Origin of the sequence: Paenibacillus rhizolycopersici, from assembly GCF_014947195.2 — a bacterium.
Classification (GTDB): domain Bacteria; phylum Bacillota; class Bacilli; order Paenibacillales; family Paenibacillaceae; genus Fontibacillus; species Fontibacillus rhizolycopersici.
This window is the reverse complement of sequence record NZ_JADCNN020000007.1, coordinates 162,771-185,068: the sequence shown is the minus strand read 5'-3', so window position 1 is coordinate 185,068 and position 22,298 is coordinate 162,771. Positions and strand designations below refer to the sequence as shown.

Annotated in this window: 27 protein-coding genes and 2 riboswitches; of the genes, 4 read left to right on the top strand and 23 right to left on the bottom strand. The window is 50.1% G+C overall.

All coding sequences use genetic code 11. The features are described from left to right. Positions 1 to 21 precede the first annotated feature (21 nt). The 3 genes from kdpA to IM700_RS10315 form a co-directional block, all read right to left on the bottom strand. Positions 22 to 1,692 carry a potassium-transporting ATPase subunit KdpA gene (gene kdpA, locus IM700_RS10330; RefSeq protein ID WP_193417490.1) on the bottom strand — a complete coding sequence of 557 codons (1,671 nt, stop codon included), beginning with the start codon at positions 1,690 to 1,692 and terminating at the stop codon, positions 22 to 24. A 31-nt stretch (positions 1,693 to 1,723) separates the two neighbouring features. Continuing rightward, positions 1,724 to 1,801 (bottom strand): K(+)-transporting ATPase subunit F, encoded by a 78-nt coding sequence (gene kdpF / locus IM700_RS23495; protein WP_368858225.1) that lies wholly within the window; start codon positions 1,799 to 1,801, stop codon positions 1,724 to 1,726. A gap of 125 nt (positions 1,802 to 1,926) precedes the next feature. Beyond that, positions 1,927 to 2,328, bottom strand: coding sequence for a hypothetical protein (locus IM700_RS10315; protein ID WP_193417446.1), 402 nt, complete (start codon positions 2,326 to 2,328; stop codon positions 1,927 to 1,929). 117 nt (positions 2,329 to 2,445) lie between these two features. Further along, positions 2,446 to 2,621: riboswitch (cyclic di-AMP (ydaO/yuaA leader) on the bottom strand. Positions 2,622 to 2,729: 108 nt separating this feature from the next. Beyond that, positions 2,730 to 2,909: riboswitch (cyclic di-AMP (ydaO/yuaA leader) on the bottom strand. Positions 2,910 to 3,167: 258 nt separating this feature from the next. On the opposite strand from IM700_RS10315, the gene IM700_RS10310 reads away from it, so the two are divergent. After that, positions 3,168 to 3,848 carry an MBL fold metallo-hydrolase gene (locus IM700_RS10310; RefSeq protein ID WP_239483769.1) on the top strand — a complete coding sequence of 227 codons (681 nt, stop codon included), beginning with the start codon at positions 3,168 to 3,170 and terminating at the stop codon, positions 3,846 to 3,848. Positions 3,849 to 3,871: 23 nt separating this feature from the next. Here IM700_RS10310 and IM700_RS10305 read toward each other — a convergent pair whose 3' ends face one another. The 9 genes from IM700_RS10305 to IM700_RS10265 all read right to left on the bottom strand — a co-directional run bounded on the left by IM700_RS10305 (position 3,872) and on the right by IM700_RS10265 (position 11,823). After that, entirely contained in the window at positions 3,872 to 4,657 is a 786-nt protein-coding gene (locus IM700_RS10305; RefSeq protein ID WP_193417445.1) for a nucleotidyltransferase domain-containing protein, read from the bottom strand. A gap of 51 nt (positions 4,658 to 4,708) precedes the next feature. Continuing rightward, on the bottom strand, positions 4,709 to 5,044 hold the full coding sequence (locus tag IM700_RS10300) for a cupin domain-containing protein (protein WP_193417444.1): 336 nt from the start codon (positions 5,042 to 5,044) through the stop codon (positions 4,709 to 4,711). Continuing rightward, the gene (locus tag IM700_RS10295) at positions 5,041 to 5,619 is read right to left on the bottom strand and encodes a DUF4269 domain-containing protein (RefSeq protein WP_193417443.1); all 579 of its coding nucleotides are present in this window, start codon (positions 5,617 to 5,619) and stop codon (positions 5,041 to 5,043) included. Before IM700_RS10295 ends, IM700_RS10300 begins: the two co-directional genes overlap by 4 nt. A 14-nt stretch (positions 5,620 to 5,633) precedes the next feature. Then, positions 5,634 to 6,242, bottom strand: coding sequence for a methyltransferase domain-containing protein (locus IM700_RS10290; RefSeq protein WP_193417442.1), 609 nt, complete (start codon positions 6,240 to 6,242; stop codon positions 5,634 to 5,636). Between the two features lie 12 nt (positions 6,243 to 6,254). Next, entirely contained in the window at positions 6,255 to 6,959 is a 705-nt protein-coding gene (locus IM700_RS10285) for a DinB family protein (RefSeq protein ID WP_193417441.1), read from the bottom strand. Positions 6,960 to 7,201: 242 nt separating this feature from the next. Continuing rightward, positions 7,202 to 8,131: a glycoside hydrolase family 43 protein gene (locus IM700_RS10280; RefSeq protein WP_193417440.1), complete on the bottom strand. Its 930-nt coding sequence runs from the start codon at positions 8,129 to 8,131 to the stop codon at positions 7,202 to 7,204. A 151-nt stretch (positions 8,132 to 8,282) separates the two neighbouring features. Continuing rightward, positions 8,283 to 9,878, bottom strand: coding sequence for an extracellular solute-binding protein (locus IM700_RS10275; protein WP_418888778.1), 1,596 nt, complete (start codon positions 9,876 to 9,878; stop codon positions 8,283 to 8,285). A 75-nt stretch (positions 9,879 to 9,953) separates the two neighbouring features. Continuing rightward, positions 9,954 to 10,880, bottom strand: a complete 927-nt coding sequence (locus IM700_RS10270; protein ID WP_193417438.1) for a carbohydrate ABC transporter permease — start codon at positions 10,878 to 10,880, stop codon at positions 9,954 to 9,956. Positions 10,881 to 10,899: 19 nt separating this feature from the next. Further along, complete coding sequence (locus tag IM700_RS10265) at positions 10,900 to 11,823, bottom strand: ABC transporter permease (protein ID WP_193417437.1); 924 nt, start codon at positions 11,821 to 11,823, stop codon at positions 10,900 to 10,902. Positions 11,824 to 12,179: 356 nt separating this feature from the next. Between IM700_RS10265 and IM700_RS10260 the strand changes: the two genes are divergently transcribed. Both IM700_RS10260 and IM700_RS10255 read left to right on the top strand, forming a co-directional pair. Then, positions 12,180 to 13,928: a cache domain-containing sensor histidine kinase gene (locus tag IM700_RS10260; RefSeq protein ID WP_193417436.1), complete on the top strand. Its 1,749-nt coding sequence runs from the start codon at positions 12,180 to 12,182 to the stop codon at positions 13,926 to 13,928. Next, positions 13,925 to 15,550 carry a response regulator transcription factor gene (locus IM700_RS10255; RefSeq protein WP_193417435.1) on the top strand — a complete coding sequence of 542 codons (1,626 nt, stop codon included), beginning with the start codon at positions 13,925 to 13,927 and terminating at the stop codon, positions 15,548 to 15,550. Before IM700_RS10260 ends, IM700_RS10255 begins: the two co-directional genes overlap by 4 nt. A gap of 73 nt (positions 15,551 to 15,623) precedes the next feature. On the opposite strand, the gene IM700_RS10250 is transcribed toward IM700_RS10255, so the two are convergent. The 4 genes from IM700_RS10250 to IM700_RS10235 all read right to left on the bottom strand — a co-directional run bounded on the left by IM700_RS10250 (position 15,624) and on the right by IM700_RS10235 (position 17,963). Continuing rightward, positions 15,624 to 16,040 (bottom strand): hypothetical protein, encoded by a 417-nt coding sequence (locus IM700_RS10250; RefSeq protein ID WP_193417434.1) that lies wholly within the window; start codon positions 16,038 to 16,040, stop codon positions 15,624 to 15,626. A 130-nt stretch (positions 16,041 to 16,170) separates the two neighbouring features. Further along, positions 16,171 to 16,818 carry a FusB/FusC family EF-G-binding protein gene (locus tag IM700_RS10245; protein ID WP_193417433.1) on the bottom strand — a complete coding sequence of 216 codons (648 nt, stop codon included), beginning with the start codon at positions 16,816 to 16,818 and terminating at the stop codon, positions 16,171 to 16,173. A gap of 263 nt (positions 16,819 to 17,081) precedes the next feature. Further along, positions 17,082 to 17,495, bottom strand: coding sequence for a VOC family protein (locus IM700_RS10240; RefSeq protein ID WP_193417432.1), 414 nt, complete (start codon positions 17,493 to 17,495; stop codon positions 17,082 to 17,084). A 12-nt stretch (positions 17,496 to 17,507) separates the two neighbouring features. Further along, on the bottom strand, positions 17,508 to 17,963 hold the full coding sequence (locus tag IM700_RS10235) for an NUDIX hydrolase (protein WP_193417431.1): 456 nt from the start codon (positions 17,961 to 17,963) through the stop codon (positions 17,508 to 17,510). 69 nt (positions 17,964 to 18,032) lie between these two features. On the opposite strand from IM700_RS10235, the gene IM700_RS10230 reads away from it, so the two are divergent. After that, positions 18,033 to 18,314 carry a toxin-antitoxin system YwqK family antitoxin gene (locus tag IM700_RS10230; RefSeq protein ID WP_193417430.1) on the top strand — a complete coding sequence of 94 codons (282 nt, stop codon included), beginning with the start codon at positions 18,033 to 18,035 and terminating at the stop codon, positions 18,312 to 18,314. A gap of 281 nt (positions 18,315 to 18,595) precedes the next feature. On the opposite strand, the gene IM700_RS10225 is transcribed toward IM700_RS10230, so the two are convergent. The 7 genes from IM700_RS10225 to IM700_RS10195 all read right to left on the bottom strand — a co-directional run bounded on the left by IM700_RS10225 (position 18,596) and on the right by IM700_RS10195 (position 22,103). Then, on the bottom strand, positions 18,596 to 18,733 hold the full coding sequence (locus IM700_RS10225) for a DUF4177 domain-containing protein (protein ID WP_239483767.1): 138 nt from the start codon (positions 18,731 to 18,733) through the stop codon (positions 18,596 to 18,598). 44 nt (positions 18,734 to 18,777) lie between these two features. After that, positions 18,778 to 19,329, bottom strand: a complete 552-nt coding sequence (locus IM700_RS10220; protein WP_193417487.1) for a GNAT family N-acetyltransferase — start codon at positions 19,327 to 19,329, stop codon at positions 18,778 to 18,780. Between the two features lie 230 nt (positions 19,330 to 19,559). Continuing rightward, positions 19,560 to 19,982: a VOC family protein gene (locus IM700_RS10215; RefSeq protein ID WP_193417429.1), complete on the bottom strand. Its 423-nt coding sequence runs from the start codon at positions 19,980 to 19,982 to the stop codon at positions 19,560 to 19,562. Positions 19,983 to 20,003: 21 nt separating this feature from the next. After that, positions 20,004 to 20,453, bottom strand: a complete 450-nt coding sequence (locus IM700_RS10210; RefSeq protein WP_193417428.1) for a DUF4275 family protein — start codon at positions 20,451 to 20,453, stop codon at positions 20,004 to 20,006. Positions 20,454 to 20,491: 38 nt separating this feature from the next. Further along, entirely contained in the window at positions 20,492 to 20,794 is a 303-nt protein-coding gene (locus tag IM700_RS10205; RefSeq protein WP_193417486.1) for a DUF3977 family protein, read from the bottom strand. Continuing rightward, positions 20,787 to 21,251 (bottom strand): NUDIX domain-containing protein, encoded by a 465-nt coding sequence (locus IM700_RS10200; protein ID WP_193417427.1) that lies wholly within the window; start codon positions 21,249 to 21,251, stop codon positions 20,787 to 20,789. Before IM700_RS10200 ends, IM700_RS10205 begins: the two co-directional genes overlap by 8 nt. A 387-nt stretch (positions 21,252 to 21,638) precedes the next feature. Then, positions 21,639 to 22,103, bottom strand: coding sequence for a VOC family protein (locus IM700_RS10195; protein WP_193417426.1), 465 nt, complete (start codon positions 22,101 to 22,103; stop codon positions 21,639 to 21,641). Between the last annotated feature and the right edge of the window lie 195 nt (positions 22,104 to 22,298).

The following is a 22,298-nucleotide window of genomic DNA, read 5'->3' as shown; positions in this document are numbered from 1 at the left end:
CCACTCCTTCTTTCTTTCAACCTATGGCAGTAAAGTCAGATGCTCGGCGATCGGCCCCAATACGAGAGCCGGGAAGTAAGTCAACGCGCCGACGAGGATCACAATGATGAGAAAGACACCGCCGAACAGAGCCGTATCCGTACGGAACGTGCCGCTCGTGACGGGTACCGATTTCTTGGCGGCCAAGGAGCCCGCCACCGCCAGCAAGACGACGATCGAGAAATAGCGGCCCAAGAACATCACGACGCCCGTGGCGATGTTCCAGAACGGCGTATTATCGCCAAGCCCTTCGAAACCCGAGCCGTTGTTGTTCGCGGACGAAGTAAATTCATACATCGCTTGCGTTAAGCCGTGGAAACCGGAATTGGATATCGTATCCGGGTAAGCCAACAAAGCCAGAGCGGTGGGTGCCAGTATCAGGAACGGGGTAACCAGCAAATTAACGGCGATCAGCTTCATCTCTTTGCCTTCGAGCTTCTTGCCGAGAAATTCCGGCGTGCGCCCAACCATCAGACCGGACAAGAACACCGCAATCATCGCATACATCAACACGTTCATGATTCCGACGCCCGCTCCGCCGAAGACCGTATTCAGCATCATGTTCGCCAGCGGAACCAGCCCGCCGATCGGCGTCAGCGTATCGTGCATCGTATTGACCGCTCCCGTCTCCGTCGCGGTTGTGACCGTCGCGAACAAGGCCGACTGGGCTAGGCCAAAACGAACCTCCTTGCCCTCCATGCTGCCTTGGCCATGCGCGATGCCAAGGGCGTTGAATGCCGGATTGCCGGCGCTTTCGGCCGAAAGCAATACGCCAAGCATGACGATGAACATCATCAGCATCGATACGAACAACACCCGGCCTTGTTTGGCATTCCCGACCATTTTCCCATAAGCGAAAGGAAGGGAAGTCCCGATCAGCATCATCAATAGGATTTGCAGCATATTGCTGAATCCCCCCGGATTTTCAAACGGATGGGCCGAGTTCACGCCCACGAATCCGCCGCCGTTGTTGCCGAACTGCTTAATCGACAAGAACGAGGCAATCGGCCCCCGGGCGATAGGTTGCTCTGTCCCCTGAAGGGTATGGGCGATCGCCGTTGATGCCATAGTTTGCGGTACGCCCAACGCTACGAATATTAAAGCCGAAATGAACGATACCGGCAGCAGAACCCGGGTGATCGCACGAACCAGATCCACGAAGAAACTGCCGATCGGTTTGCCGGCCAAGCCGCGAATAAATGCCATCGCCGCGGCGACGCCGGTCGCCGTCGAAGTGAACATCATGAATACGATCCCGATCATCTGCGAAAGGTAAGACAGTCCGCTTTCCCCGCTGTAATGCTGCAGATCCGTATTGGTCATGAAGGCAATCACCGTATTGAAGGCGAGCGTCGGCTCCATGTTTGAAACCCCGCTCGGATTCAGCGGCAGGAACCCTTGCAGCCGAAAAATCAGATAGACGATAAGCATCATCGCCAAATTGCTCAGCACCGCGGATAAAGCATACTTCTTCCAGGACTGATTCTCCTGACGGATGCCGCTGGCATGGAATATTACTCTTTCAATAGGTCCGAACCACCGGTCCAGACCGTTCTTTTCATAGTCAAACGCTTTGGCCAAGTATAGACCGGCCGGTCTGGCGACGATTACCGCGAGGCCCAAAGTAACGAGTATGGCAATCCAACTGTAGATAGTCACGTCTTATCCCTCCGAAAGGCAAATGTTAAAACTTCTCCGGGTTCAGCAGCGCATACCCCAAATAAACAAAAACCGCCACGATTAAGATGCCAAGTCCCCACATCATCGCTGATCTCCACCCTCCGAAATCGCTTTGGAAGCCCAAGTTGCCAGACCTGCCATCATGCAAACCATGACGATAATTAAGCCGATCATGAAAATGTCCATCATCGTCGATCGGATCCTCCTTTACTCATTGTGCAGAATAAACGATACGTCTTTTCCCTTCGTATAAATCACATAGTTAGCGCCAAGCTTTTTATAAACCGCGCCAGGATGCATCTTTTGCGTAATGACATAAATCGGCTTCGACGTCCATGGACGGCAGAATTGCAAATATCGGCAGGTTAGTGTCAGAGATTCTTCGAAGATATACACCGTCCCGATGGGGATATCAGGTACGACCTTGTTTTTGCGTTTAGTAGTATCCACTAGAATGACGTGCTCTATCCCACGGTCTATCGCCTCCTGGCGGCTTCTATCATTGTTGACCATCAGTGCAAACGGGATTTCGCGGTACTTCATCGTTCTGATGAAATCTACCGCCAATGGATTCGTAAGCGTCACCAGCGCGTATTCAAAAGTGCCCACTTCTTGTATTCCTCCTGATTCAGAAATTAGGCATCAAAAAAGAAGCCTGGGAAGAGGGAATCTTCGCGGGCTTCCAGCATGAATGTATTCTATGCTTTAGGAATCGCGCTATAAGGTTTCCTCTCTCGTCTGCACTTACGAGGTTAGCTGACGGGCTCGGGCGCGAGAGACGCCCTACCTCGCGATACGCAACTATCGCCAGGATTCGCCCCATAGGCGGTAAGCGCGACCTGCGCTCCGCCCGAATGGGTCCCCCGTTCCTTCGCATCGGAAGGATTCAGTGTGATGCAAATAGATTGTTAATTTTCTTCTTAATTGTTAATGTAACACTTTCTTCCCTTTCATGAATGGGCATAAGAAAACCACAGAGGATATCCCTGCGGCTCGCCATGACAAGTCCATCATCCTCTCTCCCTACGCTGACGAGGTTAGCTGTCGGATTCGGGCGGTGAGAGTCGCCCTACCCCTGCGGCATAGGCTTGCCGCAGGGGATTCACCCCGGACCGTTCCGCCGACTCTCACATCGGCAGCGATCATTGGTTCCCCCGTTTTCCTGATCGGAAATTAAGCGATACTGATTGTTTTATTGGAATCATTTCATGAGTCGAATATTACGCTTGCGCTTGTTCTTTGTAAAGCTAGACCAAACGCAAATTTGAGATAAAAAACCTTATAATTTCGTCATTTTTAGCGTTTTCAAGGGATAAAAAACGTCTTTCTCTACGATTACCTCTACCGCAGACCCTTACTTGAAATCCGGCTAGGACTTGTCCTCCGCCCCTTTCTTTGCTACGATTTTGCGCAGATAAACTAAGCTTGAACAACGAGGAGGAGATTACATGAAACAAACGAACGCATCCGGCCTGATGCCGCTGCCGCTAAACCTGAACTTGCCGAATGGGAACCAGATGCCGGTCCATGCGGTTCTGTTATGGGGGACCGATCATCTCGTCCTCGTTGACACCGGGGTTCCCGGTCAATTGGACGTGATCCGCAAAGGGTTGGAGCAAGGAGGGTTCTCCCTGGAACAGTTGACGCATGTGATCATCACGCATCAAGACAGGGATCATATCGGTAGCTTGCCGGAGCTGGTCCAGGCGAAGGCGGGGAAGTTGGAAGTATTGGCCCATGAAACGGGGATTCCTTACCTGGCATGGGAAATTCCGCTGATTAAAAGCGGAATCACCGCCGAACCGGTCGTAGTGGATACGGCGCTTCACGATGGCGACGAGCTGCCATTTGGCGGTGGCCTGCGGGTATTGCATACCCCGGGGCACACGCCGGATCATATCAGCTTATATCATGCTTCCAGCAAAACGTTGATCAGCGGGGACGTGCTCGTCTCGAGCGGCGGCAAGGTGTTGCCGCCCGATCCGAAGTTCACACCGGATTACGCCCAGGCCCTTCTATCGGTCGAAAAATTGGCCGCCCTGGATGTGGAAACGGTAATTACCTACCATGGCGGCGTATGTACCGGGGCGATCAAGGAACGGCTGAAGGAAATCGCTGCGGGGAAATAAGCATAGCAGTCCCGGCCAGCCGGTTAAATATCGCCTACCGGCGTAAATCCGCCCAGCCAATTTAATTCGCTGTCTTCCATGAATCGCGAGGGCCAGCTTCGTCCATCCTCACCCCAATCGGCGAACGTGCGGACCGACTGGTAAAACGCTTCGATATGCTCGGCCGTTGGTTCCTGCAGCATCCGTTCGATCAGCGGCAGGAAGCCTTCGGGCCGATCCGGAGCTTGTTCCAGAACATTAAGAAACCACTTATGGTACGGATACAGCATTTCATTATGCGCCAAGATCAGTCTTCCGCCGAACAAAACCAAATTATTGACGGCATGTCGCAATAGATAGAGGTTGTCATGCTTGAAGGCTTCGGCGGAATACCATTTCCACGCTTCGAACTGGGCCAAGAAACGGGAGATATTCTCCTGCTTACGTTCTGCCGGATAGCGAACGATATCTGCCAGCAGTTCCTCCACTCCCGTGATGTTTGAAAAAGCGAGGATCGCCCCTTCAAATGCAAAACGGGCCGGCTCGCTCCCTTTCTCGGCCACCTGCTTCATGAATCCGCAAGAGATATATTTTCCGTCCACGTAACCGGACTCATAGTCCGTCGATTCATTTTCCCAATACGTCGTCTCTCCGGTGCTTACCCGCCGGGCATAATCCTCCTCGGATATCACGATCATCACGTCTACATCCGAGGACGGTTTCGCGAATCCGTGGGCAATCGAACCGGAAACCAGTAAGGCCAGAATATCCTCCCGGGCGGCGAGCTTGGCCTTTAGTTTCTCGATCGACTTGGCATGATGTGCGTACATTCCTTATTCCCTTCCTTCTCTTGAAACCGACTTATTGCCGGTCCCTTTCATTTAAGCTAATACTCGGTCGCCCCGCGTATTTGGGCGTGAAATAACGAGAAATTCCACCGCTTCGTCCGATCGGTTCATGGCCTGATGCGGGGTGTTCGGCGGAATTTCGATTCCCTCATGGGAATGAAGCTCATGCTCGGTCCCGGCAATTTCGATATGCAGGCAGCCGGACAAGACAAAGAAAAATTGCTCCGCCGTTTGATGGAAATGCCGGACTTCCTGGCTATCCGGGGGCATTTTCTCATGAATAATGCTGCAGCCCTCCCGATCCACCAGCCGCCAGCCATCGCAATTCCCACCCCAAATATAGTGTTCCGCATTCTCTTTGCTGATCATTTCATTCCGTTCCTTTCTTCCATAAAATGATGCAGTCTCGCATCCTCCCAATCATACATAGCCAGCAGCGCTTCATAAGGGTCACCTTCCAACCGAAAAAACCTGCCGAAGGCCAGCTCCGTCTTCAGCCCCGCTGCCTTTAGCTTACGGATGGCATCCCATGCCTCCGGCCCTCCCATCTCTAGCAATCGGTGTTCAACAACCATATGTTGATAGGCATTTTGCTCGGTTACCGGCTTCGGCTGACCAAACACCTCAATCGCGAAACCGCGATGCGTAAAGTTCGCAACCGTTCGCAGGAGGCCGCCGACGGTTTTGCTGGAGCAGGCGTAGTTCGGGCATACCCCAAAATGAAGCTCCAGTTCCTGCTCAAACCGTTTGGCGTCGTAAACCTCACAGATGATGTCCAAGTCGCTTTCGGGCAAATCGATATCCAGCGGAATGGTTCCGGCCAAGACGGGATGATAGCAAGCCAGCTTGCCCACGATCTGAAGTTCTTCCATCGCCTCGTAAGCCTGTCGCTGACGCTCATTTCCCTGACACAAATAGGTAAGGTCGAAGAAATCGAGGATCATGTCTAGCCTCCAATCTAGGCAGTTCCGGGCTTCGCCCGAATCAATTGGACCATATCCATCCAATAGCTCTCCGCCGCGATGACGTTTAGCCCGGCCTGTTCGGCCAATTGCCGGATATCCCGCGTATGATGACAGCCATAAGCCCGGTATAACAGAGGATCCAGCGTCTTCTGCAGCGCGGCGACCAGCAGGCGGGAACTAATGCCATGTTCCAACAGCAAAATTTCACCTTCCGGCTTGCACCAACGACGAAGCTTCCCCATCAGCTCCAGCGGTCGTTCATAGCTGCAGAACGAAAGCGTGGAAACCACCGTATCAAACGAATGATCGGCAAAGTCCGCATTTTCCATATCCGTACACACGAATTCTGCGTTCACATGCAAATGCTTGGCCCTGCGCTGGGCTTTCTCCAGCATGGCCGGGCTGAAATCGACAGCCGTGACCTGCACGCCCAACGGATAGTAGGGGAAGTTCGCGCCCGCCCCAACCGCCAGTTCCAGAACATGCCCCCGAGCATGGCTCAGTAGCTGCTGACGCCAGCGGCTTTGGGCCGGATTTTCCGTACGGCGATCGTATTGATTGGCCTGCTTATCAAAAATACGAACCAACTTCTGCTTGTCCACCCAATCCCCCCCTTAACTTTGCTTTTGGAGCCGTTGCTTGATGCGAATCGCCTTGTTCAAATGCAGAAAGTTATGCCGAGTTGCGGGCATCAGAATTAATCCGGCCAACGTTTTCTTGCTCCAATACTCTAATAGCCATTCGGCTTCCGGCTTCACCGCGCTTTGGGCACGGAGCTTTTCGATGCCCGCCGTTGGCACCTTGCGCTTCATCTCCGCGGGCTCCATCCTGCGGACGATCTCCCGGGTGCGCCTGCCTACCTCGATCCGATAGTCCAGCAAGGCATCCATGTCGATCCCGGCACTCAGCTCAGCCGCTTCCTCCTCTGTCATGCCGTTCCCCGTATGGGTGCAAGAAATTCTCAGCTTGGGAAGCCAATCTCCCTCCTCAAAAATCTGCTCACGCCCTCCAATCAACACGTTCATCGTCATGTCCTCAATACGGGCGATATGCCACAAATGCCAAAGAATCGAGTTTTTCGTGTCAGGTGCCTTAACGGGGTACTGGCGAAGGGTCTCCTCCCTTGTCCCATCCAACAATTCGTCCTCCAGCGTGTTCATCGTGCCCATCGGACCCGCGTCCGCCATCTTCGAGACATACAACCAGGCATGCTGGTTAAGAAACAATGCCACCGCTTGCTCGTGCCCCTTCGGATTTTGCAAAAGTGTGGTTAACCGCTGATGATTGGCATTCCACTGCTTTCTTTCAGCCAACAACATCCTTATTCTCCTTTCAAATAAGCGTCTTGCGTCCCTCTAGGAAAGGCGGAATCCATCATGAGTGCATGAATCTCCGTGATGGGTTCGTCCGCAACCCGCTCATCTCCCAGCGTATACCTCTTCCATCCTACTTCGCGATGGTTTCGGCCTATACCTTCAAGACAAAAAGAAAACACACCAAATTTTGGTGTGTTTTCTCACCTGTTCGATCCGGTGGATCCGCATCTCGTTTCCGTACGATCCTATCTCGGCAGCGGTCTGGCCGCAACTCCTTCATGGGTCATTTGTACCGGCTGGATTCGCCCGTCCTCTTCAAATAACATCCGGTCCATGCAAACCACGCGATGATTCGCATCCGTTTCGCTTAGCGGACGGCGATGATAAACGATGTACCACTCGTCGCTGCCCGGAATTTGCAGGAATCCATGGTGACCGGCACCGGTGGCGATATCCGGATCCTGCTGCAGAATCTTCCCGACCCTCTGGAACGGTCCAACCGGCGAATCCGACATGGCATAGGCCACGGAATAGTCCGGCCCGGTCCATCCTCCCTCGGACCACATGAAATAGTAGATACCGCGGCGCTTGAACATGCACGGTCCTTCAATATAATGCTCCGGAGTGATCTCCTTAAAGGTGGCTCCATCTGCAAAAGTGTCCAGATGAACCATGTCCTCGGACAATTTCGCCACATTGCAATGTCCCCAACCCCCGTAGTAGAGATAGGCACACCCGTCATCATCGAGAAACACATGGGGATCGATAGGCTGTGCGCCAAAATGAAACCGATCGATCAGCGGCTTGCCAAGGGCGTCTCGAAACGGCCCTTCCGGCCGGTCGGCAACGGCCACGCCGATCCCACCAAGCTCATCGTCGTTCTGGATATCGTTCGCGGCAAAGTAATAATAGAATCTCCCATTTCGCTCCACCGGCGACGGAGCCCATAACGCTAACCTCGCCCAAGTGATGTCTTCCATTCTCAGGATGCGCTCCGCCTTCGTCCACTCCGTCAAATCCGTAGAATAGAACGCATCAAAAAACGTTTGCTTCTCGTACGGTGCCGAATACGTCGGGTAAATCCAATACCGATCCTGAAAAATCCTCGCTTCCGGGTCCGCATACCAGCCCGAAAATAAGGGATTACCGGATCTGTTGTTCCGCTCTTCGCTCATGGGGTGCCTCCTTCTTCTCATTGCATCAACGTATATGAACGCTTTATTCTCCGCCGCTGGCATCCATACCTGCATGAGCCTTGTTTTTTTGGCTTAACAAAAACCGCCCTGCAATTGGATTTGCAGAGCGGTTCTGTGGAAATTAAACCGTTTATTTCACACTCATGTAGCGGTCGTAAGCATCGGTGCGGATTTTCATCAGCTTCTCCAGCCCCATGTCGTTCAGCTTCTTCACGTAAGCGTCCCAGCCTTCATCGATGCCGCCTTTGGTTACCCACTGAGCACGCATCGTCGCCACGTAGGTGTCGATGTCCGTTGTCAGGGTCGGGAGTTCTTGGAACTCCTCGGCGGTGTACATGACATTCGGGAACGGCGTCGTCACGTATTCGCTGCCCATTTTGTCGATTTCCAGCTTCAGGCCGTCGCCGGCTTTCGGGTTAAGCACGATGTTCTTCTCAAAAGCAGGGCTTACGTATTTGGGTCCGAAATCCCGCAGCGACTGCTCCCAGTACCACGCGTCCGCGCTGGTGCCAGCCGGCGGATCCATCAGGGTATACGTGCCATCACCGTTCTTCTGGATAACCGTGCCGATCGCGCCCCAGAAGTTCTGGATGCTCGCTTCATTGGTATAGAACTGGTCCGCCCAGCGGGCGGCCACTTCCGGATACTTACAGGACGTCGTAATCAGCATCTCATTGCGGTTAAAGCTCATCCCGTTGGGATTCCCCGGATTGTAGCGATTGCCGTCCGGTCCTGCGATCGGCGGGATGGCGGCATACTGGTCGCTCCATTTGCCGAATACCGCATCCGGCGTCCATTGGTTCGTAAACCCGACGATCGGAGCGTCCGCATTTTGCTGTTTCGCCGACGTCATCGTTCCGTCCTGGGTGAACAGCTCTTTGTCGATTAGACCTTCGGCATACAGCTTGTTCGCAAATTTCAAGCCTTCCTTATATTCCTCGCTGGTCGGATAGTAGATGGGCTTCCCGTCCTTCACCAGCATGTTATTGGCATTGATGTCGGTAATGCCAAACGGATTCAGGAAATCCGGCGCCAGTCCGGTTTCGGTATATGGAATTTCATCCGCTTTCCCGTTGCCGTTTGGATCCTGCTCCTTAAACGCTTTCAACACATTGTGTAAATCGTCGATCGTGTCCGGGACCTGAAGCCCCAATTGATCCAGCCAGGTTTTGTTGATGACCGGCTGGTTTTTCGTCTTTGGACGCGACGGCAGCCTTGTCGGTAAGGAATAGATTTTGCCGTCCGGGAACGTGCTGATCTTCTTCAGCTCCGGCGTCTCGGCCATGGCAGCTTTGAGGTTCGGCATGTATTGATCGATATAATCGTCCAGCGGACGGAAGTAACTCAAGTTATTAACGATATCGGAATCGGAAAAGGTCTGGTCGCCCAGGATGATATCGGGCAGCGTGCCGCTGGCCAGCATGATCGATTTCTGCTCGCCCCAGTCGTTGGACGATACGACCTGCCATTCGATTTTGACATTGGTGTTCTTCTCCAAATCCTTCAACCATTGATTTTGCGTAAACGTATCGCCCATGTTCCCCCAGCGCATCGTCAAGACCTTCAACGTCACCGGTTCGTTAACGATCGGCAATCCTTCCTTGTTGAAGCTGCTCGTATCGCTTGGCGCCGGGTTGCCGGAGCCCTCGGAGGCTTTCCCGCCGCCGCAGCCTGCCAATCCAAAGACGAGCGCTCCCGCAAGAATCAGCGCCGTCCATTTCTTCATTGCGAACTTACCTGCCTGTTTGTTCATAGACAAGATCCCCCATTCCATGATTTTACCATGCTTTTTCAGATGGAATTAACTTTTGACCGCGCCGATCATCACCCCCTGATTGAAGTATTTTTGCAGGAAGGGATACACACACATGATCGGTACGGTTGCGACGATAATGACGGAATACCGCATCAGATTCGCAAGCCGAAGAGCGATTTGCGCCGCTTCTCCGGTGCCCATGCCGGACTGCATCTGGTTTGTGATCAGGATGTTGCGCAGGACGAGCTGCAGGGGATGCAGATCCGGATTTTTTAAATAAATCAATGCATTGAAGTAAGAGTTCCAGAAACCGACAGCGATCCATAACCCCAACACCGCGATGATCGCCTTGGACAGCGGCAGCACGACTTGAGCGAAATAACGAAGGTTGCCGCAGCCGTCAATTTGCGCCGCCTCCCACAAATCCTCGGGAATGCTCGATTGGAAGAACGTCCTTGCAACGATGATGTCGTATACGATCACGGAGAAGGGCAAGACCATAACCAGGAACGTATCGTACAGATGGAAATCCCGGATCGTTAAGAAGGTCGGGATGAGTCCGCCGCTGAAGAACATCGTAAAGATAAAGAACAAAGAAAGGAATTTTCGTCCGACGAGATCCTTCCGCGACAAGGCATACGCCGCCGACACGTTGACGATCAGGCCGATGGCCGTACCTACTACCGTATACAATATCGTGTTTCGGTAACCGATCCAAATATTTTCGTGCTTTAACAGCTCCTTATAGCCTTCCAAAGTAAATCCCTTAGGAACGAACCACACCTGCCCGTTCGCCACGGCCGACGGGTCGCTAAAGGAAGCGATGACGATAAAATACAGCGGATACATCAACACGATCAAAAACAAGACGGCGAAGACATAAAGCAACACTTCCATCACTTTATCGGACGATCGGTTGTTGATCGGCTGCGCCGCTGTATTTGTTGCCGGGCGGATTGCTTCTGCTTCCATCTCTTTCTCCCCCTTTCCCCTACCACAGGCTGTTCTCGCTGTATTTCTTCGAAATCTGGTTGACGAGAATCAGCAACAGGAAGTTAATGACGGTGTTAAACAAGTTGACGGCCGAGGAGAAGCTGTACTGGCTGCTCAGTAAGCCGATTTTGTAGATGTAGGTGGACAAGATTTCGCTGGCGGGAATGTTCAGGTCGTTTTGCATCAGATACACCTTCTCGAATCCAACTCCCAGCAGGCCGCCGACTCGCAAAATGAGCAGCGTGATCGCCGTTGGCATCAACATCGGAATATCAATGTAGCGGATTTTGTGCCAGCGACTGGCCCCATCGACCGTAGCCGCCTCGTACAAGCTTGGATCGACCGTAGATAATGCGGCGATGTAAATGATGCTGTCCCAGCCGACATGCTGCCACACATCCGACCAGACGTAAATACTGCTGAACCATCCCGCCGAGCCGATCAAGTCAGGCGCATCTCCGCCGAACAGTTTGTACAGATTGCCGACCAGGCCGGTGCTTGGGGAGAGCAAGATCAGCATCAACCCGACCATGACGACGGTAGAGATAAAATGCGGCACATACGAGACGGTTTGGAAGAAGCGGCGGAACCGGTTCGCCCGCATCTGATTGACCATTAATGCCAGCACGATCGGAATCGGGAACGTGGCGATGCTATATAAGCTGATAATAATGGTGTTCTTGATCGTCGTCGAAAATTGATATGAGTGAAAAAATTTCTCGAAATGCTTCAACCCCACCCATGGGCTGCCGTCAATGCCCAGCGCCGGGCTGTAATCCTTGAAGGCGATTAACACGCCATACATCGGTTTGTAGGCGAACAACAGCGACAGTATCACCGCAGGCACAAGCAGCAAATACAGCCCCCGGTTTCGATGGATTTGTCCGAGTGTTCGCCTGAAGCCGGCCACATCGGATTTCATGACATCCCCTCCTTCTTGTTCGTGTAGCGTCCGAGGCTCGCCTTCCGCATGTCCGGCGGCTTCCATGTCTTCAGTATAGAGCCCGCCCTGGTGCGTTTATCGGACCTCCTGCTGGCGGAAACCGGACTTTTGCCGCGGGTTCCTTTGGGGATCGTGGCTTGGAACTTCATCCAGAGGGAGAGGGGAATAACGGAATCCGGACCCGATTTGGCACTATCCGGACTTTCCGGTGGTGCTGGCTGGATAACGTATTCTTTTTCTAATGGAAGGATTTATAATAGGGGTAAACCGTATTGACAGCGCATTCATGAACGTTCAATTCGAACCAGTTTAGGCAGGAAGAGGCGTGAGGGACTATGGCCAATGACGCAGCAAAAAACAAACAATATCCGATCCGGCATTACGTGAACTTCATGTTCCTGATCTCCTTTATCGTCTTGATCCTGGATTTCGCCATCAGCCTAGCCGCGATATCCATCGTGAAGCAGCAATCCACGCGTTATCTGCAGGATACCGCGGACTTATACATCAACCGAATCAACCACGATTTCGCTTATATCAACCACTATACGGGTTGGACGCTGGCGAACGACGAGAACCTGAAGGCGATGAACGAGAACCCGATGAACAGTGCAGAGTTTTTTGAGGGCAATGAGAATCTGCATAAACGCTTTAATGAGTTGCAAAAAAACTACGGGCAGGAATACAACTTCTTCGTGTATTTGAAGAAACAGGACTTCTTCCTCAACTGCGCGCCGATCAGCATTCCGTATTCGGATTACCTGGAACTGAAGGAGCAGGTCATCGCCAACGTGGAGGCGGGCCAGGACGTGTACGAGAAAATTTACTCCAAGTGGATGCCGGTGGAGATCGGCGGCAGGTATTACATCACGAACATCGTTCCCTATCATGATAGTTACATGATTAGCCTGGTGTCCGCGGATCATTTGATCCGTCCATTACGGGAGCTGAACCTTGGCGAGAACGGGTTCGTCTCGCTGGTTGATGACCGCGGCCAGGTCGTGACCAGCCCGATTTCCAACAACGGCGAACAGCTGGGCGAGAATCCGCAGCCGTCATCCTTCCTGAAGTTGTTTAAGGGCGGAACTACGGTAAACGGAGAGTTCACGAACGCCTCTTTCTACGTCAAGCTGGTGATTCAGTTCGGGACATTTGAGAAAATCATGATTGCTCAGCTGCTGATTCTCCTGCTCGCCGTCATCATTACCTGCAGCCTCGGGTTCATTTTGCTCTATTTCCGGAATAAGGTCCTTCGTCCGATCAAGAGCTTCTCCTACAACCTGGCTTTTTGGACGGAGGAAGGCGAATTGCTGGAATTCGAAAGCAGTAAAATCATCGAACTGGAGAGGGCCAATAAGCAATTCATGAACCTGGTCGACCAGATCAAGAGATTCAAAATCGACCTGTACGAACGGGAGTTGGAGAAGCAGCGCATCCAACTGGATTATATGAAGCTGCAGATCAACCCGCATTTTTTCCTCAATTGCCTGACGAATATTTACAGCATGGCACAAATGCAGCTGTATCGGGAAATCGAACAGATGGCCTTGTCCACCTCGCGTTATTTCCGCTACATCTTCCAGAACGACGGCGATTTCGTAAAGTTAAGCGATGAAATTGAACATGTGCGGATCTATCTCGACATCCAGAAGCACCGCTATCCCAATGCTCTAGCCTATCGTATCGACGAGGGGGAGAATCTAGCAGCGGAGTTCAGGATCCCACCGCTCGTCCTGCAGACCTTTGTGGAAAATGCGGTCAAATACGCGGTGTCCCGCGTTTCGCAGGTGAACATTGAGCTGACGCTGCAGTTGCAGCAAGAAGATGGCGAGGGGCGCCTGACGATCCGGATCGCCGATACCGGACCCGGGTTCCCGCCGGAGATCCTGGAGGATTTGCGGAACGGGAGACCCTTGGATCAATCTGCGGGGAACCATATTGGAATTATGAACACGTTGCAGCGTTTGGCCTCCCTCTATAGCGGGCAAGCGGCCGTGTCGTTCTCCAACCGGGAGGATGGCGGGGCGTGCGTGATGATATCCCTCCCGGCTGTTGCCGGGGCGAACAGGAGCGTGGCGGTATGAATGCATTGGTTGTGGATGACGATGTTTACGTCGTCGCGGCTTTGGAGAAGAAAATCGAATGGACGTCGCTAGGGATCGAGAAGGTGTATACGGCCAACAACGTCGCCCAGGCTCGTGATATCCTGCAGCAGAACCCGGTGCAAATCCTGATATCCGACATTGAAATGCCTCAGGGAAGCGGACTCGATCTGCTGGCCTGGATCCGGGAAGAGAACTACCCCGTTCAAGCCATCTTCCTGACCAATTACGCCGACTTCAACTATGCGCAGAAAGCGATCGAGCTGCAGAGCTTCGAATATTTCCTTAAGCCCATCGAGTTCGATAAACTGATGCTGATCCTCCGTAAGGCGATCGCCCGGGCCCAGGAACAGCAGTATCGGGAGAAGGCGATTCAGGAAGGGGTGCTATGGCAGAAGAACCAGGCGAATCTCGTGGAGTATTTCTGGCGCAAACTCGTGAGTGCGAGCGCAACCGCGCCCGTTAAGCCGGCGGCGGTGGCTCAGGCTGTGGAAGATCAGCAGCTCGCCTACCTTTCGACCGACCTTATCCAACCGGTACTGATTCATATGTTCCCCTATAATGGCAGCCTAGGCCGGGAGGAGAAGGGGTTGTTCGATTTTGCCTTGGGTAATGTGTTGGGGGAACTGCTGCAACATCCGTGGTTTGCCGTCGAGACGCTCCTGGAGGTGAAGGAGTATCATTGGATCGCTATCCTCAAGTGGAACGCCCCGCCGGAGCCCGAAGTGCTCGCAGAGTTATGCTCCGAAGGGATTCGCAGAGCGAACGGGTATTTGAATTGTGATGCCTGTTGCTGCGTGGGCCTCTCCGGCCGCTTGGAGGACATCGGCCAAGTGATGCACCAGCTGCTGGCGATGAATGACAATTTAACCAAAACCCGCAACCGAACTTACTGGGCGGAGAGCGATTACCCGCAAAAGCAACCGGTATACCTCCCTCCGGACTTGAATCGCTTGGAAGAGCTGCTTCATCAGAATGATCCGGCTTCATTTCTAGCCGAGACGTCCCGGTACCTTCGCAGCCTCTTGGACCGCAATACACTGGACTCCTCTTGTCTCGCCTTGTTTCGGCTCGATATCGTACAGCTCGTATACGCCTTCCTGAAGGTCAAAGGTATCGAAGCGCACAAATTGTATGCCGCGCGGGCCAACGAGGAGCTATCAGCCGGATCCCTTCATTCGATCGAGGACATGCAGGAGTACGTGACCTATCTGGTCAACACCGCCGTGGCCTATCGAGACTTCGCGGCAGAACCGAAATCGGTTGCCGAGGAGATCAAACAGTATATTCACGCCCATTACGGGGATGATCTGACCCGGAACGGCCTAGCGGAGGTCGTCTATCTTAACCCGGATTATCTGGCTCGCTTGTTCAAGAAAGAGACGGGGATCTCGCTTGGCAGTTACGTCATCCAGGTCCGCATCTCCGTAGCCAAGCAATTGCTTGAGACGTCCAAACTTTCCGTTTACGCCGTGGCGAACCAAGTCGGCTACGCCAACTACTCCTACTTCTCCAAGCTGTTCAAGCAAGAAGTTGGGGTGACGCCCAACGAGTACAAGAAGAACCCGCGGAGTTCGGCGCTCCGGTTGGCAGAGCGGGCTTGAGGAGAGCATGAATAAAGGTCCTTTCCGATTTTATAATGGCGGATAGGACCTTTCTGCTTATGCTTATCTTTTTCTATTTTTGCACCTTAAACGTAAATTTCCACTCCGCAGTATTCCCGGAATACCTGCCTCGATTTTCTGTAACATCTACCTTTAATGATTTATCGATAGCCTTTGTCACGGAAGAAACCTTAATGGAAGCGTTTGATGAACCGCTATCAGGGACTTTATCCTGCTCCTCGGCGTACGCTTTAAGCTTTATGCTCTCCGATGATTTTAAGCTCAGACTGAGTGTCGATCCTTCCTCAATTTCTTCGCCATTCACATATGCAGCGGTATACCACTCGTTGCCGACATGGTTGTTCTCCACCAATTCAATACTAACGAGGGTCACCTTGAGCTTAATCGTTTTAGTCGCTGCCGATACGGGCTGGACCAAGCAAGCAAATATGATTGACAGCATCAGTGTAAACTTAAGTGCTTTTTTCATTGAGAGTGCCTCCCTCAAATCATGATCATGCGTTGCTTCCGCATCGTTTGGTATCGCCTCCATTTTACTCCTGAAATCCTACAAACAGCAAGAAGACCACCGTTACGCGGTGATCTTCTTGTTTAAGAACTTATTTTCCAACCAACTGCAAGAACTTCTCCAAAGCCCCCGTATCCGTAATGCTGTGGTTGCAGCTCTGGTTCTCTAGACAGACATAATGTCCGTACATGGAGAAGTTATCTGGTGAAGCATTGGCGGATTTGGTTTTCACCGAGAAAAAAGCAAGCTCCTGATGTCGATTGCAGAACAGGCAATACCCTTTCTTGTTTGTCGGGGTAATTCGGCCTTCGATACCGAGGAACCGACCTTCGTGCGGATAGACAAGGAATAGCTTGTTCGTCGCGATATCCACCCAACTCAGATATGTCACGTAACGAAAGTCGATGGAGGCGAGATCCGGTACTTTCAACTTTTTATTTTTAGGGAATAGCTTCTCAATCTGCTTCACCGTAATCGGTGGAAAAGGCTCCATATAGGCCTCGAACGCGCCAAGATACCTTTGGAAATCTTGATCCGTCTCGAGGGAAGCCAGTTGCCCAAGCATCTGCTTCTGATCCTCCGTCAGGATGGGAAAAGCCTCCGCGATTTTCGTAGCGGTACTAAATCTGACGGTCTCCAGAACGCTCCGATCCGAGACGGTACGCAGAGTTTTCTGAAGAAATTCCGCTTGTTTCTTAATCACGTTATACTGGTGGTTTCTAATAAATGGTGTACTCATCGCTTTCAGCCCCTTATTTGTGATGAACTAGACAAATCCAATAAGGTGCAAAGCCTGTTATTAGAAACGATAAAGTTAAGTTTGGGCGATCGAATTCATCTTCTCGCACCCCACGCAAAGTATCGCCCTAGATCAGGCTTTGCATGAGGAATTCCTAGCAAATGAGCAATTGCGAATTGCCATCTGTATAACCCCCAATCCATTTCATAGCCAAAAGTATAACAGCAAGCTCGGGAGGGTGCAATTCCATACGAGGAATCCTGCTAAATCCCTGCCGTGTTCTGCAAAACGATTCTCCAGCCATCCGGGTCGCATAGGGTTACACCCTGGTGCTTCCAATAGGGATTTTCGGGTTCGACTTCGGGGTAACCCATGGAGCTTAATCGCGCGACGATTTCATCTCTGGCGGTTCCATCCGGGATGTAGAAAACCAACAAGTTATCTCTGGAAGGGGGCAACACGGGCAGGGCATCGACATGCTGCGTAAACTCCAAGTGATAGTCGACACCCGGTAGTCCAAACATCACCCCATCATAGCCCTCATGCTTTGCAAATGAACCTACGATTTCCAGGCCAAGCCCTTTCGTGTAGAACTCGATGATCTTATCCAGTTGATGCGTCGGCCGAGCCACGCGAAATTGAACCGCCGGCATTTGCTCTGACCACGGTTGGTTCATAGGAATCCTCCTCTACCATTTTTGAATATAACCCGCTTGCTTTAAAATCATATAACTGTTTGAGTTCAAGTTATGGATCGGCTCATCAAGAGAAAAGTATCTTAAATCGAGACCCTCATCATCGTTGATGGTCGGTGTGCCCTGGACACGAACCGCCTCGTATACGGCTATGGCGTTATATACTTCATCCCCATGTGGGTACTTGTAGTAGAAATCCTCGCCGGACAAATTCGTGATGAAGTTCAATTCTTCCGCCTGAAGTCCTGCCTCCTCAAAAAGCTCTCGCCGTGCGGTTTCCTCAAAGGTCTCTCCGAGTTCCATCGAACCGCCAAGCGTTCCCCAGTCCAGGCTATCCGTCCGCTTCTGCAGCAGTATCTGTCCTTCCGAATTTCTGACGATGATGCTTACGCCGACCATAATGATTGGCCTGGTACCAACTAACTTCCGAAGCTCCATGATGTATCCCATGATATCATCCTCACTTCCCCTTGAAATATGGTATTATGGACAAAAAAACAAGATGATCGGAGGCACAGGATGAATAACGAAAATTGCGATTTGACTCATCCAAATGGAGTGAAGGAAAAGAAGTTGGAAGTGATTGACGGTTGGACGATCAAATATCATGCAAACGGTAAAACCATTTGGTCAAAAGGAAAAATGGTTGGTGACCTACCTGACGGGTATTGGGAATGGTATCGTGCCGATGGAACAATAAAACGGTCGGGATATTTTGAGATGGGCGAGCCTGTCGGAGAATGGATCACCTATGACAGCAAAGGCAAAAAGCACAAATCTACCAACCGTAATAAAGGCTAAGGCTCATTTATATTGTCTTTCTCATTGCCGTGTTTAAAATTCCTCGTAATTTTGGCCATTACTAATTGGGTTTCTTTATGATCCTTACCTTCAATCGAATTTAAGAATTTCTGACTTGCCTTACCGGAGAGTATCGTAACTCGCCTCCCCTTCCAATATATAAACACTTTATGATCCTTCGTTAACTGATAAGTGAAAACTTCCTCACTCAGTCTATTTCGCTTGTCGATGTTACCTATATAAATCCCTCCAAAACTTATAACTGGCTTTCGAGGTTATTTTCAATCCACCACGGGTCTCTTAAATACAACGATGACTTCTCTAGATGTCCCTTGACCATAACTTGTATCGAAACAGGACACCACTTCCCATCCGTATTGCCCAAATTGATTTAAATTCACGCTCAAACTCCGTCTCATCTACTTTCCCGCCCATAAATCCTCCGGTTTTCACCTTGATGGTTTTATACTCCCATTTGTTCATTGGGTAACCTCCTAATCTGAAATAGAACATGTTCACTTAAAGGACTATCTTTCTCGACTCTTGGGTGGTGGAATCTTTTCACATAATCCATCCCGATTTTTGTCATGACGTTCCTTGAAGGAGTATTGATAACCGCCGTGAAACTATAAATCTCTTGAAAACCCAAATGGGTAAATCCATACTGCAAACAGGCCGCGGCCCCTTCCGATGCATACCCCTTGCCCCAAGCTTCTTGTTTCAGTCGCCAACCGATTTCGATGCATGGCGTGAAGTCCGCCTCAAATGTGACTTTGCGAAATCCGATAAACCCTATAAACTCCTGGGTCTCCTTGACTTCGACAGCATAGAGTCCAAAACCGTATGCTTGAAATTCAGATAAAATGGATTGATAAAGCTCATTTGTTTCTTCAGACGATAAGGTTTTCGGAAAATACCTCATCACCTGTTCATCCGCATTAAGTTGACGAAAGGGGGCCAAGTCGCTCTCTTTCCAATCCCTCAATTGCAGTCGGGTCGTTTCTATGTATATCATTTTATACCCCCATTTTCGGTTACTAGCCAAGTCTTAGCCTCTTCTGGATCCTACAATAGCCAGTCTCTCTATATACAAGCTCATTCTACTTAGGTTATTGATAAATTCACTTATGACCCGGTCTGTAATAGATGTCTTATACCAATCCACCCAAATCTTTAAGTAGTAAGGAAACATTGACCCTCCCGGAGATTTTATGCTGATCATTATCGCACACCTCCCGTGATTCGTTATTTCATCCGTTTCATCATGGGATGATCTTCTTTAAGCTGCAGTAAGTCCCACAGGTTACCATATAGATCCTTAAATACTGCTACAATTCCGTATTCTTGCTCTTTCGGTTCTCTAACAAATTCAATCCCTTTTGAGATCATATCTTGATAATCTCTCCAGAAATCATCTGTATTCAGAAATAGAAAAACCCTTCCTCCGGCCTGATTCCCAATAAACGATTCTTGCTCCGGTGTCGAAGCCTTCGCGAGCAATATGGTCGTACCTACTGAGCCCGGCGGACTAACAACAACCCAGCGTTTGTCTTGTTCGGGCTGATAAGTATCCTCTACTAAGGTGAAATGCAATTTCTTCGTATAAAAATCTATAGCCTCATCATAATCCTTAACAATAAGTGCGATATGGACGATGGATTGAATCATGATCTTTATCCCTCAATTCAATTATTGATTATTGGAAATGCTCAATTGATTGATATCACTTTCCCGATTCATTGTATAGAAGTAAGGGCCACACATCTCCTCGTGCGTATGGACATAGGTCCAGGTATAATCTACATCGAAAATATAGATATCTTGTTCACGATCGAAATCCGAAGACTCTAGCCCATTCGCGTTTTTGCAGCGTAAGATCTCCGGCGAGTTTTGATACATGACGTACACTTCACTTTTTTCTATCGAATCAAAAGCTCTTCGGGCCTCCTCCATCTTCAAACAGTTCTGCTGCTCATAACTGAACATGTGCCACTTAAACTGACTATAATAAACAGCCTCTTTGATCTCGGCGCTAATATTTTGGGCAAAAGTGTTATCCCATCGTTCAACGATCTCTTGAGTTTCATCATAAATCTCGGTAATGCATACTCCCTTTGAAAGAAGGTGATGAACCAGCATATGGGCCTCCCTTGGAAATACGTAACTCCTTCTATGTATCAAACGCCATAGAATCCAAGTATAATTTTGAAGTTATTATTACTTTTGGTCTGAACCTTTACACCTTCTCTAAGATCAAGAATCAAAACTCTTCTTCTGATCCATAGTCTGAAATAAACTGATTTCAATTTGAACGGTCTTACGATTCCTTTAATTTCGGTCTCGGTTCCATCTTCGTGCTCTATCTCCGTTCTAATAAGCCACGTGTTACCGATCCCAATCTCAATATACTTTTTCAACGAGCCCTTGGTCCGAATTTGTTCTCGAATCACTTCTTCACGAAATCCAGTGGAACTATGCATCTTCAAATGTACTTTCAAAGTAAGGACCTTTAGTGCCGCGTATATAGTTCATAATAAGCTTTCTCATTGGTTCGGGAAGTAAATTGTGGCGATCCATCTCATCCACGGGGATCCAATAAAATACTAAGTAACTCTCTTTCGATTCGGGATTCGTTCTAGGATCTACATTTTCTAATTGAGTAACAAACACATGATTTATTTCTTGATGATACACGCCTTCGTCTTCGTAGCCAGCTTCGACTGCCCCTAGATAAGAGCCCACCTCACTAGTTAATCCAAGTTCTTCATTGATTTCTCTGTACAACGAACATCTAATACTCTCATGAAACTCAACATGTCCTCCAGGCAAAAATGTATTATCCATCCCTCTGCAATGAGCAACTAAGAGATGCTGATCCGTTAGGATCACTCCTCTAGCCAACACGTGATATTTCAAGGTTACTTTTTCCTGTATCACACTGAACCCTCCTAGTCCATTTGCGGCCTAATTATTGATGGACTTATCTATGACTGATTTCTCCTCATTCTTTCTTCAAGTCTCTTTATTTCATCGTTAGCCTCTTTTATCAAAACCTTCAGAGCTACTCCTGCAACTAACGAAGAAATCGAAACCCCAAAGCAAACGATCATCCAGACGGTTCCTCTCAGATCATTGGTGAAGTTATACGAGAGAACTTCCGTGAACTGGCTACTTGCGAAGAAGATGAGAGATAGAATGAGAAACAGCACAAATAGGGTAAGTAGGAAATTGGACAGCTTGTTTGTTTTCTCGAAAAATAACATCATCTTAGCTCCTCTTATTCCATTCGCTTTAATCAACTCATCCAACGATAGCGTGAGATCATTAGGGTTGCCAAACCTCCCATACGTTACCGTCGGGATCCGCGAACGTTACATTGGGTCCACTTGTCATACGCTCTCCCAAAATATTCACTCCGTTTTCTTTGAAGCGTTCTCGCAACACTTCGATCCGTGGAGTAATGAAACATGCTATCGCATGCGGCTTACCACTGTCCAATGTCCATGAGAAGCGTAAACGGCCGCCTTCTTCGTCCGATTGGTGTAAGAACAGAGCGGGCACAACTTGTCTTAAGCCAGGTGAAGGTAAGTTACCGTTCCGATCCGGCATATTCATCACAGCCATCGTCATCCCGGGTTCAACTCGATTGCTGTCTGCAGGTTGGTATCCCAAATTCTTTTGGTACCATTGAATGGACTCGTAAACATCATTCACCGGTACATAGATACAAGTGATCCCCGTAATGTCTTCATGTTTTTCCTGTTGCTTAATCTCCTTATTTTCTTCCATATTCGCTTCCTCCCTCATCATTCTCCTCTGTTAGGCTCCTTCAAGCCTACTAACAATTCCTATTTACTACACAAAATGCCCCAACCCAAGATAGCTCTTATCTTAGGTTAGGGCGTTTGTCGTCAGAGCTTCTTCCATGATTATACATCTGTTCACCAATACCAGCTACATTCATTTGACTATAAACTGAGCATA